This window comes from Sphingomonas sp. S6, assembly GCF_043498045.1.
Lineage (GTDB): Bacteria > Pseudomonadota > Alphaproteobacteria > Sphingomonadales > Sphingomonadaceae > Sphingomonas.
This window is the reverse complement of sequence record NZ_JBIEOE010000008.1, coordinates 31,328-45,501: the sequence shown is the minus strand read 5'-3', so window position 1 is coordinate 45,501 and position 14,174 is coordinate 31,328. Positions and strand designations below refer to the sequence as shown.

14 protein-coding genes and 1 pseudogene are annotated in these 14,174 nt (G+C 67.9%); 9 read left to right on the top strand and 6 right to left on the bottom strand.

Translation table 11 applies throughout. The features are described from left to right. Window positions 1-66: 66 nt before the first annotated feature. The 3 genes from rph (at window position 67) to ACGVWT_RS13415 (ending at window position 2,272) form a co-directional block, all read left to right on the top strand. On the top strand, window positions 67-792 hold the full coding sequence (gene rph, locus ACGVWT_RS13425; protein WP_315460635.1) for a ribonuclease PH: 726 nt from the start codon (window positions 67-69) through the stop codon (window positions 790-792). After that, on the top strand, window positions 789-1,415 hold the full coding sequence (rdgB, locus tag ACGVWT_RS13420; RefSeq protein ID WP_043060487.1) for an RdgB/HAM1 family non-canonical purine NTP pyrophosphatase: 627 nt from the start codon (window positions 789-791) through the stop codon (window positions 1,413-1,415). The genes rph and rdgB overlap by 4 nt, the downstream gene beginning before the upstream one ends. Before the next feature lie 218 nt (window positions 1,416-1,633). Beyond that, complete coding sequence (locus tag ACGVWT_RS13415; RefSeq protein ID WP_315460636.1) at window positions 1,634-2,272, top strand: GNAT family N-acetyltransferase; 639 nt, start codon at window positions 1,634-1,636, stop codon at window positions 2,270-2,272. A gap of 267 nt (window positions 2,273-2,539) precedes the next feature. On the opposite strand, the gene ACGVWT_RS13410 is transcribed toward ACGVWT_RS13415, so the two are convergent. Then, on the bottom strand, window positions 2,540-3,127 hold the full coding sequence (locus tag ACGVWT_RS13410) for a CAP domain-containing protein (RefSeq protein ID WP_315460637.1): 588 nt from the start codon (window positions 3,125-3,127) through the stop codon (window positions 2,540-2,542). A gap of 12 nt (window positions 3,128-3,139) precedes the next feature. Here ACGVWT_RS13410 and hemW point away from each other — a divergent pair, with 12 nt between their 5' ends. Beyond that, window positions 3,140-4,303, top strand: a complete 1,164-nt coding sequence (hemW, locus tag ACGVWT_RS13405) for a radical SAM family heme chaperone HemW (protein ID WP_315460638.1) — start codon at window positions 3,140-3,142, stop codon at window positions 4,301-4,303. 188 nt (window positions 4,304-4,491) lie between these two features. Here the strand turns inward: hemW and ACGVWT_RS13400 are convergent, their stop codons facing one another. Continuing rightward, window positions 4,492-5,697, bottom strand: coding sequence for a penicillin-binding protein activator (locus tag ACGVWT_RS13400; RefSeq protein ID WP_315460639.1), 1,206 nt, complete (start codon window positions 5,695-5,697; stop codon window positions 4,492-4,494). On the opposite strand from ACGVWT_RS13400, the gene rsmI reads away from it, so the two are divergent. Then, the gene (gene rsmI / locus ACGVWT_RS13395; protein ID WP_315460640.1) at window positions 5,696-6,556 is read left to right on the top strand and encodes a 16S rRNA (cytidine(1402)-2'-O)-methyltransferase; all 861 of its coding nucleotides are present in this window, start codon (window positions 5,696-5,698) and stop codon (window positions 6,554-6,556) included. The two genes, ACGVWT_RS13400 and rsmI, sit on opposite strands and share 2 nt — an antisense overlap. A 145-nt stretch (window positions 6,557-6,701) precedes the next feature. Here the strand turns inward: rsmI and ACGVWT_RS13390 are convergent. After that, a pseudogene (locus tag ACGVWT_RS13390) lies at window positions 6,702-7,679 on the bottom strand (methyl-accepting chemotaxis protein); the annotation flags it as partial. Window positions 7,680-8,015: 336 nt separating this feature from the next. Continuing rightward, a complete protein-coding gene (locus ACGVWT_RS13385; protein ID WP_315460642.1) occupies window positions 8,016-8,273 on the bottom strand; it encodes a hypothetical protein in 258 nt (85 codons plus the stop codon). Window positions 8,274-8,448: 175 nt separating this feature from the next. Here ACGVWT_RS13385 and ACGVWT_RS13380 point away from each other — a divergent pair, with 175 nt between their 5' ends. From ACGVWT_RS13380 to ACGVWT_RS13370, 3 genes are all read left to right on the top strand, one after another. Beyond that, window positions 8,449-8,829: a YraN family protein gene (locus ACGVWT_RS13380; protein ID WP_315460643.1), complete on the top strand. Its 381-nt coding sequence runs from the start codon at window positions 8,449-8,451 to the stop codon at window positions 8,827-8,829. A 504-nt stretch (window positions 8,830-9,333) separates the two neighbouring features. Further along, window positions 9,334-10,302 (top strand): glutathione synthase, encoded by a 969-nt coding sequence (gshB, locus tag ACGVWT_RS13375; RefSeq protein ID WP_315460644.1) that lies wholly within the window; start codon window positions 9,334-9,336, stop codon window positions 10,300-10,302. A gap of 23 nt (window positions 10,303-10,325) precedes the next feature. Further along, window positions 10,326-10,928, top strand: coding sequence for a DedA family protein (locus ACGVWT_RS13370; RefSeq protein ID WP_315460645.1), 603 nt, complete (start codon window positions 10,326-10,328; stop codon window positions 10,926-10,928). A 287-nt stretch (window positions 10,929-11,215) separates the two neighbouring features. Here the strand turns inward: ACGVWT_RS13370 and ACGVWT_RS13365 are convergent, their stop codons facing one another. After that, the gene (locus ACGVWT_RS13365) at window positions 11,216-12,085 is read right to left on the bottom strand and encodes a tyrosine recombinase XerC (protein ID WP_315461014.1); all 870 of its coding nucleotides are present in this window, start codon (window positions 12,083-12,085) and stop codon (window positions 11,216-11,218) included. Between the two features lie 113 nt (window positions 12,086-12,198). Between ACGVWT_RS13365 and ACGVWT_RS13360 the strand changes: the two genes are divergently transcribed. Beyond that, window positions 12,199-13,656 carry a diguanylate cyclase domain-containing protein gene (locus ACGVWT_RS13360; RefSeq protein ID WP_315460646.1) on the top strand — a complete coding sequence of 486 codons (1,458 nt, stop codon included), beginning with the start codon at window positions 12,199-12,201 and terminating at the stop codon, window positions 13,654-13,656. Here ACGVWT_RS13360 and ACGVWT_RS13355 read toward each other — a convergent pair. Next, the gene (locus ACGVWT_RS13355; RefSeq protein WP_315460647.1) at window positions 13,653-14,156 is read right to left on the bottom strand and encodes a CcdC protein domain-containing protein; all 504 of its coding nucleotides are present in this window, start codon (window positions 14,154-14,156) and stop codon (window positions 13,653-13,655) included. The two genes, ACGVWT_RS13360 and ACGVWT_RS13355, sit on opposite strands and share 4 nt — an antisense overlap. Window positions 14,157-14,174 lie beyond the last annotated feature (18 nt).

Sequence of the window (14,174 nt, the reverse complement as noted above, 5' to 3'; positions counted from 1 at the left end):
CACCAACACCGCTGGCATCCCCCCGCCGTCCGGTCTATCGCCACCCCAAATCCCAAGGAGACCCAAATGCGCCCCAGCGGCCGCGCGCCAGACCAGATGCGCGAGATCACGATCACCCCGAACTTCACCCGCCACGCCGAAGGATCGGTGCTGGTCGCGTTCGGCGACACCAAGGTGCTCGTCACCGCCAGTATCGAAGAGCGCGTGCCGCCGTTCCTGCGCGGCAAGGGCGAAGGCTGGGTGACGGCCGAATACGGCATGCTGCCCCGCGCCACCCACACCCGCGGCAGCCGCGAAGCCGCCAAGGGCAAGCAGTCGGGCCGCACGCAGGAAATCCAGCGCCTGATCGGCCGGTCGCTGCGGTCCGTGGTCGACATGAAGCTGCTCGGCGAACGCCAGATCACGCTCGATTGCGACGTCCTTCAGGCCGACGGCGGCACCCGCACCGCGGCGATCTCGGGCGCCTGGGTCGCGCTGCGCCTCGCGGTCAACACTTTGCTCGCCAGTGGCAAGCTCACCGTCGACCCGATTCTGCAAAAGGTCGCTGCGGTCAGCTGCGGCATCCATCAGGGCACGCCGGTGCTCGACCTCGACTATCTCGAGGATTCGGCGGCGGATGCGGACGGCAATTTCGTCCTGCTCGAAAACGGCAATATCGCCGAGGCACAGGCGACCGCCGAACACGCCACCTATGACGAGGAGGCCTTGCTCCGCCTGCTCCGCCTCGCCCGCATCGGCTGCGCCGAGATCTTCGCCGCCCAAGAGCAGGCAACGCAGCGGGCGGTCAAATGAGCGGCGAGGGCGACATCCCGCAGGCGATCCGCAAGCTGCGCCCCGGCCAGCTCGTCATCGCCAGCCACAATCCCGGCAAGGTGCGCGAGATTGCCGAGCTGCTCGGCCCCTATGGCGTCGAGCCGATCTCGGCGGGCGAACTCGACCTGCCCGAACCCGAAGAGACGGGCACCACCTTCGTCGCCAATGCCGAGCTAAAGGCGCGGATCGCCGCCGACCTCAGCGGCCTGCCCGCACTCGCCGACGACAGCGGCCTGTGCGTCGATGCGCTGGGCGGCGATCCCGGCATCTTCTCGGCGCGCTGGGCCGGGGAGTCGAAGGATTTCGACCTCGCGATGCGGCTGGTCGAGGACCGCCTGAACGAAGAGCCCGACATGGCGCGCTCGGCGCATTTCGTGTGCGCTCTCGCGCTTGCCTGGCCCGACGGCCATGTCGAATGGTTCGAAGGCCGCGTCGACGGCACGCTCGTCTGGCCGCCGCGCGGGGGCAATGGCTTCGGCTATGACGCGATGTTCCTGCCCGACAACGGCACCGAGACGTTCGGCGAAATGGACGCCGCCGCCAAGCACGCGATCAGCCACCGCGCCGACGCCTTCCGACAGCTCGTCGCCGCGGTGTTCTGAGGCACGGGTGGGCATGCTGGGACACGAGACCCCGCCCCACCCCCTCCGTCACCCCGGACTTAGGTTCCCATCAAAGTATTACTTTGTTGGGGTCCCTGGTCCGGGGTCCACCGGGCCGCAGGGGAGTGGCCGGAGCCTCCAGCCTCCCCCTCGCCGCGGCGTGAATCCCGGGCCAAGTCCGGGGTGACGAAGCGGAGCCGGCAAGGGCACCCCACCCCATGACCCCCGACACCGCCCCCGACCCCGCTCTCGTTCGCGGCTGGCTCGCCGCCCGCTCCCTCGCCCGCGGCCTGCCCGCGCCCGTCGCGGACCACGGCGGCTGGCGCGTCGACACCGGCATCGACGCCGAACGCCAGCGCTACGTCTTCGCCGAAGCCGGCCCCGGCCTCGCCCATCTCGCCGCGACGATCACCGAACCCGCCATCTTCCTGAAGCTCTGCGCCGACGCCGCCACCTTGCGCGCACTGCTGCCCGAACGCTGGACGATCACCGACGCCAACCGCATGATGGTGACCGACGGTCCACCGCCGCCCCGCCGCCCGCTCCCGGCCGGCTATATCGCCACCACCACGCACACCGCCGGCGTCGCGCATGTCGCGATCACCGGCCCCGCCGGCGATCTCGCCGCGAGCGGCTATGCCGCCGAACTCGACGGCGTCTTCGTCTACGACCGCATCGTCACCGCCGAAGCCCACCGCCGCCGCGGTCTCGGCCACGCGCTGATGACGACGCTCGCCGCCACCCGCCGCTCACCGCGGTCGCAGCAAATCCTCACCGCCACCGACATGGGCGCGGCGCTCTACACCAGCCTCGGCTGGCGCAAATATTGCGCCTACACCAGCGCTGCGATCGTGTGATTTCACGCGAAGACGCGAAGACGCAAAGAGCTCGGGCCTGACGCCCGGGCATCGCGCCGTCGCGATCCCCAAACCGTCGCCCCAGCGATGGCTGGGGCCTCAACCGGCTCTTGCGCCGCGCCATAACCACAAGATCCCAGCCTTCGCTGGGATGACGGATAGGCGACCCTCCAACCACGCGAACAGGCAGACCGGGAGCACCGCCCCACCCGAACCCTCTTCGCGTCTTCGCGTCTTCGCGCGAACACACCCCTCCGCAGCGAGCACCTAAAACGCCACCTGCCCGAACACATTTCCCGGCGGCGCATAGCGGCACACCAGATACTCGTCGCTCCGATTGCTTGCGATCGCGCAGCCGACCGCAGTCGATCCACGCCACACCATCTGCGTATAATGCCCCACGTCCTGCCATCGCCCCGTCCGGCTGAAGTTCGGCGTCGGCAGGTTCACGAAATCGCGCCTCTCCGCGATCCAATACCCCACCATCTCGTCGAACCGATACGCCCCCCGCGTGCCGGTCCACAGATTTTCGCCCTGCCGCCCCGGCCCCATCGGCTGCACGGCATGTTCGAACCGCCCGGTCCGCGCCATCTCCTCGGCATAGCCGCGCGCCGACGCCGCCAGCGTATCGCTCCACACCAACGGCGCCACGCCCACCTCGCCCCGCGCGCGATTGTGCGCGGCGAGCATTACCGATTTCAGCAGCACCGACCCGCGCGGCGCGGCGGATGCGCTCACCCGTGGCTCGATCACACGTTCGGGCCCCTCGGGCGCCTGCGCACAGGCCAGCAGCACAGGGGACATCAACAGCGGCAGCGCAAGCGCGCGGTAGCGTTTCGCGATCATCGCCGCCATATCGGCACCATCATGACCCCCGACAAGACGCCGGCAGCCCGGCCCCTGGCGCTCTACGTCCATTGGCCGTTCTGCGTTTCCAAATGCCCCTATTGCGACTTCAACAGCCATGTCCGCGATGTGGTGGACCAGCAGGCGTGGCGTGACGCGCTGCTCGCCGACCTATCGCATGAGGCCGCCGCGCTGCCCGGCCGGACGCTCGGATCGATCTTCTTCGGTGGCGGCACCCCCTCGCTGATGCCGCCTTCGACGGTCGCCGCGATCCTCGACGCCGCGCAGACGCACTGGACGCCCACCCCCGATATCGAGATCACGCTGGAGGCGAATCCCTCGTCGGTCGAGGCCGCGCGCTTCGCCGATCTCGCCGCCGCCGGCATCGACCGCGTCTCGCTCGGGCTGCAATCGCTCGACGACAGCGCGCTCGCCTTCCTCGGCCGCGCGCACAGCGTCGCCGAAAGCCTGCGTGCACTCGACACCGCGCAGGCGCATTTCGCCCGCGTCAGCATCGACCTGATCTATGCTTTGCCCGACCAGAGCCTCGGCGCGTGGGAGCGCGAACTCACCCGCGCGCTCGGCTTCGGCACCGAACATCTCTCGCTCTACCAACTGACGATCGAACCCGGCACCCGCTTCGCCACCGAGGCCGCGCAGGGCCGCCTGACGATCCCCGACGGCGATACCGCCGCCGATCTGTTCGAGATGACCCGCGCGATGACCGCCGCCGCCGGCCTGCCCGCCTACGAAACCTCGAACCACGCGCGTCTCGGCGCGGAGAGCCGCCACAACCTCACCTATTGGCGCTATGGCGATTATGCCGGCGTCGGCCCCGGCGCGCATGGCCGCCGCGACGGCCTCGCCACGCAGCGCCGCCGCAAGCCTGAAAACTGGCTGTCCGCGGTGGCACGCAACGGCCATGGCCTGGAGGTCGAGGACCCGCTCGCCCCCCACGATCGCGCCAGCGAAGCGCTCGTCATGGGCCTGCGCCTGCGCGAAGGCGTCGACCTTACCCATGTCGCGGCACTCGCGGGCGGCACCGCCCCGATCGACTGGCCCGCGGTCGAGCGCCTCTCGCGCCAAGGCATGATCGCCCACGAAGGCCACCGCCTCCGCGTCACCGAAGCCGGCGCGCTGCTGCTCGACTCCATCCTGCCGCTGGTCGTCGCCGACGCGCCCTAACCCCGGTCCTCCCCCCGCCAGGGGGAGGACTGGACTCACGCGAAGCCGCAAAGCCGCGAAGAGGGTACGCCCGCGGCGCAGCCGCCGCTCTTCATCACGGTCGCACCAAGCGGTGCCGAGTGAAAAGAGAAAGCCTGCGGCAGCAAACGCCACACCTTAGCGTCTTCGCGTCTTCGCGCGAAAACCCCTTACCGCCCAAACCCGGAAGGCGCCGGCGACACCGTCACCAGCCCGCCCGCCTGGATCTCCTGCACCTCCAGCGCCCGCTCCGCCACGCCATCGCGACCGAAGCGGAACGCGCCGTCGATGCCCGCAAAGCCGTCGCCATCGCGCAGCTTGCCCTCCGGGAACGCCCGACCCACCGGCCAGTCGCGCGCGATCCGCACCGTTAGCAGCACCGCGTCATAGCCCAGGCTCGACAGCCGGTACGGCCCGGCATTGTAGCGCGCGCGATACTTGGCCGCATATTGCCGGTACAGCGTGTTGGACACGCTCGCGAACCACGCCCCCGCCAGTGCCGGCTTCGCCGCCAGCCCGTTCTCCGAATTCCACAATTCGGTGCCCAGGATCCGCGTCGACGCCCCGCTGCCGCGCTTGATCAGCGGCGCCGCGACCGCCGCGGTCGTGCCCGCATCGGCGACCAGCACCGCATCATACGGCGCCTTGGCATTGAGCCGCGTCACCGCGCCCGTCACCCCGCCCGCGGTCCGGCCATAGGTCTGCAGCGACACCACCGATCCGCCCGCGCCCTCCACCGATCGCAGGAAAGCGGTCGACGCCCGCTCGCCGTACAGACCGTTGGGGATCAGGCCGGCAAAGCTCGAAACCCCGCGGCTGCGCGCATATTGCACGACGCGGTCGATCGACTGGCCGGGCACATAGCCCATCAGATACACGCCATTGCCCGCCACCGACACGTCGTTGGAAAAGCTCAGCACGGGCACGCCCGCCGCCTTGGCGATCGGCGCGACGGCGCGCACGTCGTCGGCCAGCAGCGGCCCCAGAATCAGCTGCGCGCCCTCGGCGATGGCGCGCTGTGCCGCGGCGCCCGCGCCGGTCGCGGTATCGTAATTGGTGATCCGCACCTTGTCGGTGCCGGTGTCGAGCACCGCCAGCATCGTCGCATTGGCGATCGATCGGCCGACGCCCGAATTGGCGCCAGACAGCGGCACCAGCAGCGCGACGCGGTTGCGCTGCGTGTCGCGCGGCAGCCCCGCCTCCACCGGCGCGTCGGGTCGCTGCGCCTGCGGCCGGCCCGGCCGCGTCGGCGCCTCCACCGGTCCGCGCGGCACCACGGTGGAACAGGCCGCAAGCAGCCCCGCCCCCAGGATCGCCAGCCAGCGCTTGATGCCGCCGCCCTTCGCAGGCTGTCCAACCGCGCTCGCCTCTGTCATGACGTTCCCCGTGACCATCGTCGAAAATCCCCTACAGCCCGGTCTTTATATCGTTGCGACCCCGATCGGCAATCTTGCTGACCTATCGCCCCGCGCCGCCGACATCCTGTCGCGCGCCGACGTCGTAGCGGTCGAGGACAGCCGAGTCACCGCCGGCCTGCTCCGCCATATCGGTGCAAAGCGCCCGATGGTTCCCTACCACGACCATAATGCCGAAGGCGTCCGTCCCGGCCTGATCGCGCGCATGGGGACGGAGGCGGTCGCGCTCGTCTCGGACGCCGGCACGCCATTGATCTCGGATCCCGGCTACAAACTCGTCCGCGACGCCCGCGCCGCGGGCCATACCGTCGTGACGATCCCCGGCCCCTGCGCCGCGATCGCCGCGCTGACGCTGGCGGGCCTGCCCACCGATCGCTTCCTGTTCGCCGGCTTCCTGCCGAGCAAGGCCAAGGCCCGCGCCGACGCCATCGCCGAAATCGCCCCGATCCGTGCGACGCTCGTCCTCTACGAATCCGGCCCGCGCCTCTCCGCCTGCCTCACCGCCCTGGCGGAAGGCCTCGGCGACCGCGAGGCCGCGGTGACGCGCGAGATCACCAAGCGCTTCGAGGAAGCGGTGACCGGCACGCTATCGACCCTCGCCACCCGCTACGCCGACGCGCCGCCCAAGGGCGAAATCGCCATCGTCATCGCCCCTCCCGGCGAAGCTCCGCCCGCCGCGATCGAAGACGCCGACGCCGCCTTGGCCGACGCCCTCACCCGCCTGCCGGTCGCCAAAGCCGCCGGCGAGGTCGCCAAGGCCTTCGGCCTGGACCGCAAGGAATTGTACGCCCGCGCCCTGACGATGAAGGGGGAAGGGTAGACCTCAGAACCGCGGACGGCGTCCCGGCAGAGCGCAGGCCTCCCCAAGAGTCGCCTATCGTGTCGCCGCGGTCCTGTGGCGCGACGACCGCCGCGACGGAGGGGCCTCCGCCCCAGGCGGGACCAGTCGCAAGGCGCAGTTCCCGTTATGGGTGCGTAATCGGCTGGCTCGCGGGCGTTATCGCCAGCGTGATATCCCCCTCCGTTGCATGCCGATCCTCGATCACGCAGCGATATCTCAGGCCGGTGAGGCCGTGGTCCGACGGCACAATTGCCTGGGCGATGATTAGGCCATCCCGATGGGACAAGTGCGCCGCGGATGACGGGATCGCATACGGATGCTTTTCGTGAAATGTATAATTCCCGTCCGTTGCTACAACGCGGCCGGCGTCATCGATAATTGAGGTGACGGACCGTGACCTGCGACCGCCGACCGCATTCATGATCTGCTCTGCCTGACCCTGGAAATCATATTCTAGATAGCATACTCCGATATTCACACCTGATGAAACTATGGGCGCGACAAACACTAGAACCTTACGATGATTCGACCATGGGTTGTCCCAGACCTCATCAGTAAACCACCCGTCTTCATCGACAGATCTTCTCGCGCGCTCGAACTGAGGCATGCCTGAAAAGTTGACTGATTGTACCGATGCGTTCTCGTGGGCGCATACCGCGACGTTACCGTCTGCATCGACGATAAAGGCGTTCAAGAAATACGGGGATATACGCAGGAGTTTGCGCATGCGTCCGAGAGCCGCCGCACGGTAGTGATCGGGTCCATTGTCGAGCGACAGAGCATCGCGAATCGTACGATCCGAGGCCAACAGCCTGACGTCGATCGACCTATCATAAAGGGTTCGAGACAAGCTATCAGCGATCGCCTGAGCTAATTCACGCAGGCGCCCGCCTTCAAGCTCGGTTAGCATGTCATCGGCCATGTCTGCACCGGACTGCAACCGATCGATAACGTGCGCCCGGAACGATTTTGAGGCTTGGCGCGCAGTTGTGGCCAGATTCTTAATCTCATTTGCCACCACAGCGAAGCCGCGACCCGCCTCGCCTGCGCGCGCGGCTTCAATAGCAGCGTTGAGAGCCAAGAGATTTGTCTGAGCGGCGATTGTCTCTGCGTTTGTAGCGTGGGACTCTACGTCGTTGGCTAAAGCAGTCATAAGGGCGCGAAGGATTCGAGGCATATCGACCCGATCTGGACGTAACACTTTGCAATGTAGATCAAAATGGGTGCGTCCGATAGGCGTGATTGCCTGACCGACCTTCCGCTCGCGCAATACTGCGTGCCTGCCGGTGCGGTTGCGGCGTAGCGGTGTTTGCGGGGAGCGGTGTCCCCTTTGGGCGTTAGCTGCCCGTCTGCTTTTGGGAGGAAAGCGGACGGGCGGCTGTTCAGTCATCGTTGCGCCGCGCGAGCTTGCAAACTTCGCCTCAGCCCAATCTTGTCGTCAGACCCCGTGATCCTCGATAGCTTCGCGGCCATCAGGGAGAAATAGGGATGCGGCGCATGTCCAGATAATGATTTCAGGCCCGCCCTGCCTTTCAACAATCTCCACTCTCAATGTCGAATTGTGTTCGTCTTGTGGAATTTCATCGTCGTAACGAAGGATCAGTTCGGAGGCAGGCTCAATACGGTAGCGTGCAGCTATCGGTTCGAGGCTTACGTAAATGGGGCGGCTACCGGAATTGCGAAATGTCTGTGCCAAACGTCCCATCGTTCTGTTTTAGCAGTCGATGGTCGGGCCGCCAGTGTCGGTATGCGGAATTTGCCATAAGCGTCCTTTAAGGTCCGCTGATCGGCGTTAGCTGCCCGTCCCCTTCTGGACGACACGAACCATCCAAAACCTTGCGACCGTCGGCGCGCTGCGCCACCCTTCTCCCATGCCTCGCCCGCCCCGTCGCCGCACCACCCAGGCGCGCCAGTCCGCCGAAGCCGCTGGCCGACGGGCTGAACGGATCGCGGGCTGGTGGTTGCGCCTGAAGGGCTGGCGCATTCTCGATCGCCGCGTGCGCACGCCGGCGGGTGAGGTGGATATCATCGCCCGCCGCGGCGCGCTGGTCGCGTTCGTCGAGGTGAAGGCGCGTGCGACCGCCGCCGAGCTCGATTTCGCGATCGACGAACGCCGCCTCGCCCGCGTCGCCGCCGCGGCGGAGGTGTTGATGCCGCGCTATGCCGGGCCGGGCGACGACATTCGCGTCGACGTCATCCTGCTCGCCCCCGGCACGCGGCCGCGGCATATCGAGAACGCCTGGATCGGCTGAGCGTGTTGGATCGCCGGCACCGCAAGTGACGGATCAGGCGACGGAAAACGGGACACGCTGTCCTACGCGTCCCGGCGTCGATAGCGTCCACCCATGCCCGCCCCCGCCCCACACCGCGTCCCGCGCAAGGGCCCGAATCCATCCCCACCGCCCCCATCGCCATCCCAGCGCAGGCTAAGATCTCATCGTTATCGAGCGCAGCACAAGCCGCGAGAGACCCCAGCCTGCGCTGGGGTGACGCTTTGCGATAGCCGCACCATAGTGCCGCCCGCCGCACCGGTACGGTGCGTCACCCCGGCGGGAAGTGCAGCGCGACGTCGCCCGACACACCGTCGCGCCTCTGCGCAAAACCCCCTTCGTCGCCCTCGACAAAAGGCGTTCCGTCCCCCGCCTCCCGACGACGACGTATCCTCCACTTCGTCCACTTCCGCGCGCGCTCCGGGTGACATTCCACCGCCCGCCCCCTAAGTCCCACCCCGAACCAACCCACTCGCGAGTGTGCCCATGACCCTCACCGTCGCCGTCCAGATGGACCCGCTCGATCAGATCAACATCGCCGGCGATTCGAGCTTCGCGTTGATGCTGGCAGGCCAGGCGCGCGGGCACCGGCTGTTCCATTACCTCGCCGAAGACCTCAATTACGCCGATGGCCGCGTCTGGGCGAAGGCGCATCCGGTGACGGTGCAGCGCCCGGCGGCACCGGGCGCGCGCGACCACTTCCACTTCGACGCCCCCGTCAGCCTCGATCTCGGCGAACAGGCCGACGTCGTGCTGATGCGGCAGGATCCGCCCTTCGACCTGGGCTATATCACCGCGACGCACCTGCTCGAACGCATCGCCGATCGGACGCTGGTGGTGAACGACCCGCACAGCGTCCGCAACGCGCCCGAAAAGGTGTTCGTTCTCGACTATGCGCAGTTCATGCCGCCGACGCTGGTGACGCGCAGCCTCGACGAAGCGCGCGCCTTCCTCGCGCAGCACGGCGAGATCGTCGTCAAGCCGCTGCACGGCAACGGCGGCAAGGCGATTTTCCGCGTCGGATCGGACGGCGCGAACCTGTCCGCGCTGATCGAGGTGTTCAACCAGACCTGGCGCGAACCGCATATGATTCAGGCGTTCCTGCCCGCGGTGGCGAAGGGCGACAAGCGGATCGTCCTGATCGATGGCGAGGTCGCGGGCGCGATCAACCGCCTGCCGGGCGAAGGCGAAATCCGGTCGAACCTCGCGGTCGGCGGCTCGGCGGTGAAGACCGAACTGACGGAGCGCGAGCGCGAGATCTGCGTCGTGCTCGGGCCGGAATTGAAGCGCCGCGGGCTGCTGTTCGTCGGCATCGACGTGATCGGCGGCGAATGGCTGACCGAGATCAACGTCACCAGCCCGACCGGCATCGTCGCGATCCAGACGTTCGACGGCACCGACGTCGCCGGCCTGATCTGGGATGCCATCGAAAGGCGGATAGCGGAACGCGGCTGACCCCCGCGCCGTTACCCTGGGCCATGACCGAGTTCATCCTCAACGCCATCGCCCAAGGCGGCTATATCGGCATCTTCCTGTTGATGGCGCTGGAAAATATCGTCCCGCCTATTCCGTCGGAAGTGATCATGGGCCTCGGCGGGATGGCGGTGGCGCGTGGCGACATGGCGCTGGTGCCGCTGGTCCTGTGGGGCACTGCCGGCACCACCGCGGGCAATTACTTCTGGTATTTCATCGGCCGCCACATCGGCTACAAGCGCTTCCGCCCGTTCATCGAACGCCACGGCCGCTGGCTGACGATGGAGTGGGAGGACGTCGAAAAGCTGCACCGCTTCTTCCTGAAACGCGGCGGCGGCGTGGTGTTCGTCTTCCGCTTCATGCCCACGTTCCGCACCATCGTGTCGCTGCCCGCGGGCATGACCTGCATGCCGCTGTGGCGCTTCCTCGTCTGGACCTTTGCGGGCAGCCTGATCTGGAACACGATCCTCGCCGCCGCGGGCGTGTTCCTCGGCTCGCGCTTCGAAGAGATCGACCGCTACGTCGGCCCCGCCGCCATCGCGGTCACCGTCGCGATCGTCCTCGGCTACCTGTGGCGCGTCCTCACCTGGAAACCGCGCGCACGATAGGATCACAAGGTCGGCAAGGGCCTGACGGAAAAGGACAAATCAGGCACGTCTGTCCTACACCGCAAAAAAGAAGCATCACTCACCAAATGCGTCATCCCAGCGAAGGCTGGGATCTCATGCGGCCCCTGCGCGACAAGCGCCGCTAAAGGCCCCAACCTACGCTGGGGCGACGGCACTGAGTTAGGGTATGCTCTTTCGATCGTAGAGACGTGATCAACGCATGATCGGAAACGATACCCCCCGATCGTTTCACCCAAGGTGTTCATGTTGTCTATCTTCGCCGGCCATCACGCCCGCGGATGCGCATTCCGGTACACGTCCATCAGATGTGCCGCATCGACCGCGGTATAGATTTGCGTGGAACTCAGGCTCGCATGCCCCAGCAACTCCTGCAACGCGCGCAGGTCGGCACCGCGGCCCAGCAGATGCGTCGCGAAGCTGTGGCGCAGCGCATGCGGCGTCGTCCGCTCGCCCAGCCCCAGCCGGCCCCGCGCCGCGCGCACCGATCGCCGGACCACCCCCGGCGACAGCGGCCCGCCCTTCACGCCGCGGAACAGCGGCTCGTCCGGCGCCGGCGCCCAGGGCGTCTGCGCCGCATAGGCCTCCACCGCGGCGCGCACCTGCGGCAGCAGCGGCACGATCCGCGTCTTGTCGCGCTTGCCCGTCACCGTCAGCGTCTCCCCCAGCGGCAGAACGCGCGCCGGCAACGCGATCGCCTCGCCGATGCGCAGCCCTGCGCCATACAGCAACAGCAGCACTGCCCAGTCGCGCGCGCCCACCCAGGGCTCCGCCGCCTCATCCGCCACCTCGCCGGCCAGCGCCATCACCTCGTCCGGCGCGATCGGCCGCGGCACGCCGGGTTTGACACGAGGGCCGCGCAGCCGCGGCATCGCCGCATCGGGCGCCACAAACGCCAGAAACCCGCGCACCGCCGACAGTTCACGCGCGGCAGAGGCATTGCCCAGCCCCTCGCCACGCCGCGCCGCCAGAAAGGCGCGCAGGTCCGCCGCACTCACCCGTGCCAGCGCCGCCGCCGTCGGCCGCTCGCCCCAATGCGCCTGCAGGAACGCGACCAGCCTCTCCGCACCGGCGCGATAGGCGCGCACGGTATGCGCCGACCGTCGCCGGTCGCGCGCCAGATGCGCCGCCCATTGCATCGTCAGGGGCAGCGCCTCAGAGGGATCGCTCTCGCTCATTCCGTCGCGGTTGTGGCTCGGACCGGCCTGTGAGGGAAGGACATTTTAAGACCTTGAGTGGCATGGCAAATTTCATGAATGATGCTGTCCTTCCCCCACAGGCGGCCTATGACGAAGCCGGTCGTCTGGCAGCGCTCCATGCGCTCAACCTGCTCGACAGCGAGCCTGAACGCGAATTCGACGCGGTCGTCGCGCTGGCCGCCGACCTGCTCGGCTGCCCCACCGCACTGCTCAGCCTCGTCGATCGCGACCGGATCTGGGTCAAGGCGATGAACGCGCCCGGCCCGAACGAACTCGGGCGCGACGTCGCGATGTGCGACCGCACCGTGCAGCGCAACGAACTGATGGTCATCACCGACATGACGCTGGATGCGCAATATCGCACAAGCCCGGTGGTGACCGACGCGGGCCACCGCTTCTATGCCGGCGTCCCGATCCATGTCGTCGACGGCCATGGCGTGACGCAGCCGATCGGGACGTTGTGCGTGCTCGATGCCACGCCGCGCTCGCTCAATGCCGCGGGCGAAGCGGCGCTGCGCCACCTCGCGACGCTGGCCGAGGTGCTCATTGCCGCCCGGCGGAACGCCATGGAGGCGATCCGCATCGCGACGACCGGCGAACAGCTGGTCTGCGAGCATGCACGGCAGGACAAGATCTTCCGCCAGGCCGAACGCATCGCCCGCATCGGATCGTGGCGCCTGTCGCTCGGCGACTCGCAGCTCGAATGGTCGGATAACGTTTTTCGCATCCACGGCGTGCCGACGGGCGACCAGCCCCCGCTCAGCAAGGCGCTCGATTATTACCCGCCGCATGTCCGCGATCATGTGTCGGCGACGATCGAGCATACGATCCGGACCGGCGAGCCCTTCGACCTCGAATCGGAACTCCATACCGCCGATGGGCGCGTGCTGCGGGTCCGTGCGGCGGGTGAGGCGGAGCGTGGCGAGGACGGCAGCGTCCAGGCGCTGGTCGGCGTGTTCCAGGACATCACCGAACGCCATCGCCTCGAAACGCAGCTGCGCCGCTCAGCCGATACCGACGCGCTGACCGGCATCGCCAACCGCGCCGCCTTCGACCGAGAGCTCGATGCGGCGATGACGCGCGCCCGCACCGACAACAGCGCCCTGATGCTGATGCTGATCGATCTCGACGGGTTCAAGGCGATCAACGACGCGCTCGGCCATGACGCGGGCGACGACGTGCTGCGTCTGACCGGCGCGGCGCTGACCCAGCCGTGGCTGCGCGACTGTTTCGCGGCGCGGATCGGCGGCGACGAATTCGCGCTGATCGTCACCGCGCCCGCGCTGATCGCCGACCCGGAACAGCTGTGCCGCGGCCTGGAAGCCGCGCTGCGCGTCCCCGTCAGCGCCGGCGGCATCACGATGACGAGCGCGGGGTCGATCGGCTATGCGATGTTCGATACCGACTGCCACTCGCTGCGCGACTTCGCCCGCCGCGCCGACGCGATGCTCTACGCCGAAAAGCGGAAGCGCATCGGCCGCACGCCCACGGCGCAACGGCGCGCAGGTTAGCGCGCCGCCTCCAGCATGCGCTTGCCGCGCATGTACATCTCCAGCCGCTGCGCCGCGAACAGGCCCAGCGCCAGTGCCATCAGCACGTCGGTCGCCGCCATCGGATCGAATGCGCCGCCGCTGTAGCTCATCGCCCCCCGCGCCCCGCTACGCACGACGAGCAGGACGACGATGAACAGCAGCGCGGCGGGCGACGACGTCTGGTTAAGCCGATGCGTTTCGGGATCGAACATGATCCGCATCATCTTGCCCCGCTGCCAGCCCAGCGCCGCACCAAGCCCCAGCGCCAGCAGGCAGAAAAGCCACGCCAGCCCCTTGGGCGGATGCATCGAGAAGGCGAAGACGACGAGCGCCGCATAGGCAGCGGGCAGCATCCACAGCCGCTCCAGTTTCAGCGGCGTCACGCGGCTCATCCTTTTCCACCGAACCGCCACGACGATCGCGATCATGACGAACGGGATTGCATAGCTGATCCAGCCGCCCGCCTGATGTGCCTGCATACGCTACCCCTGCCCCTG

Bases quoted from the DNA above. Each gene is read 5' to 3' on its own strand.
- ACGVWT_RS13410 (WP_315460637.1), bottom strand. From the start codon at position 3,127: ATGGCGGCGATGATCGCGAAACGCTACCGCGCGCTTGCGCTGCCGCTG.
- rdgB (WP_043060487.1), top strand. From the start codon at position 789: ATGAGCGGCGAGGGCGACATCCCGCAGGCGATCCGCAAGCTGCGCCCC.
- ACGVWT_RS13365 (WP_315461014.1), bottom strand. From the start codon at position 12,085: ATGCAATGGGCGGCGCATCTGGCGCGCGACCGGCGACGGTCGGCGCAT.
- ACGVWT_RS13415 (WP_315460636.1), top strand. From the start codon at position 1,634: ATGACCCCCGACACCGCCCCCGACCCCGCTCTCGTTCGCGGCTGGCTC.
- ACGVWT_RS13380 (WP_315460643.1), top strand. From the start codon at position 8,449: ATGCCTCGCCCGCCCCGTCGCCGCACCACCCAGGCGCGCCAGTCCGCC.
- rph (WP_315460635.1), top strand. From the start codon at position 67: ATGCGCCCCAGCGGCCGCGCGCCAGACCAGATGCGCGAGATCACGATC.
- hemW (WP_315460638.1), top strand. From the start codon at position 3,140: ATGACCCCCGACAAGACGCCGGCAGCCCGGCCCCTGGCGCTCTACGTC.
- ACGVWT_RS13370 (WP_315460645.1), top strand. From the start codon at position 10,326: ATGACCGAGTTCATCCTCAACGCCATCGCCCAAGGCGGCTATATCGGC.
- ACGVWT_RS13360 (WP_315460646.1), top strand. From the start codon at position 12,199: ATGAATGATGCTGTCCTTCCCCCACAGGCGGCCTATGACGAAGCCGGT.
- gshB (WP_315460644.1), top strand. From the start codon at position 9,334: ATGACCCTCACCGTCGCCGTCCAGATGGACCCGCTCGATCAGATCAAC.
- ACGVWT_RS13400 (WP_315460639.1), bottom strand. From the start codon at position 5,697: ATGACAGAGGCGAGCGCGGTTGGACAGCCTGCGAAGGGCGGCGGCATC.
- ACGVWT_RS13355 (WP_315460647.1), bottom strand. From the start codon at position 14,156: ATGCAGGCACATCAGGCGGGCGGCTGGATCAGCTATGCAATCCCGTTC.
- rsmI (WP_315460640.1), top strand. From the start codon at position 5,696: ATGACGTTCCCCGTGACCATCGTCGAAAATCCCCTACAGCCCGGTCTT.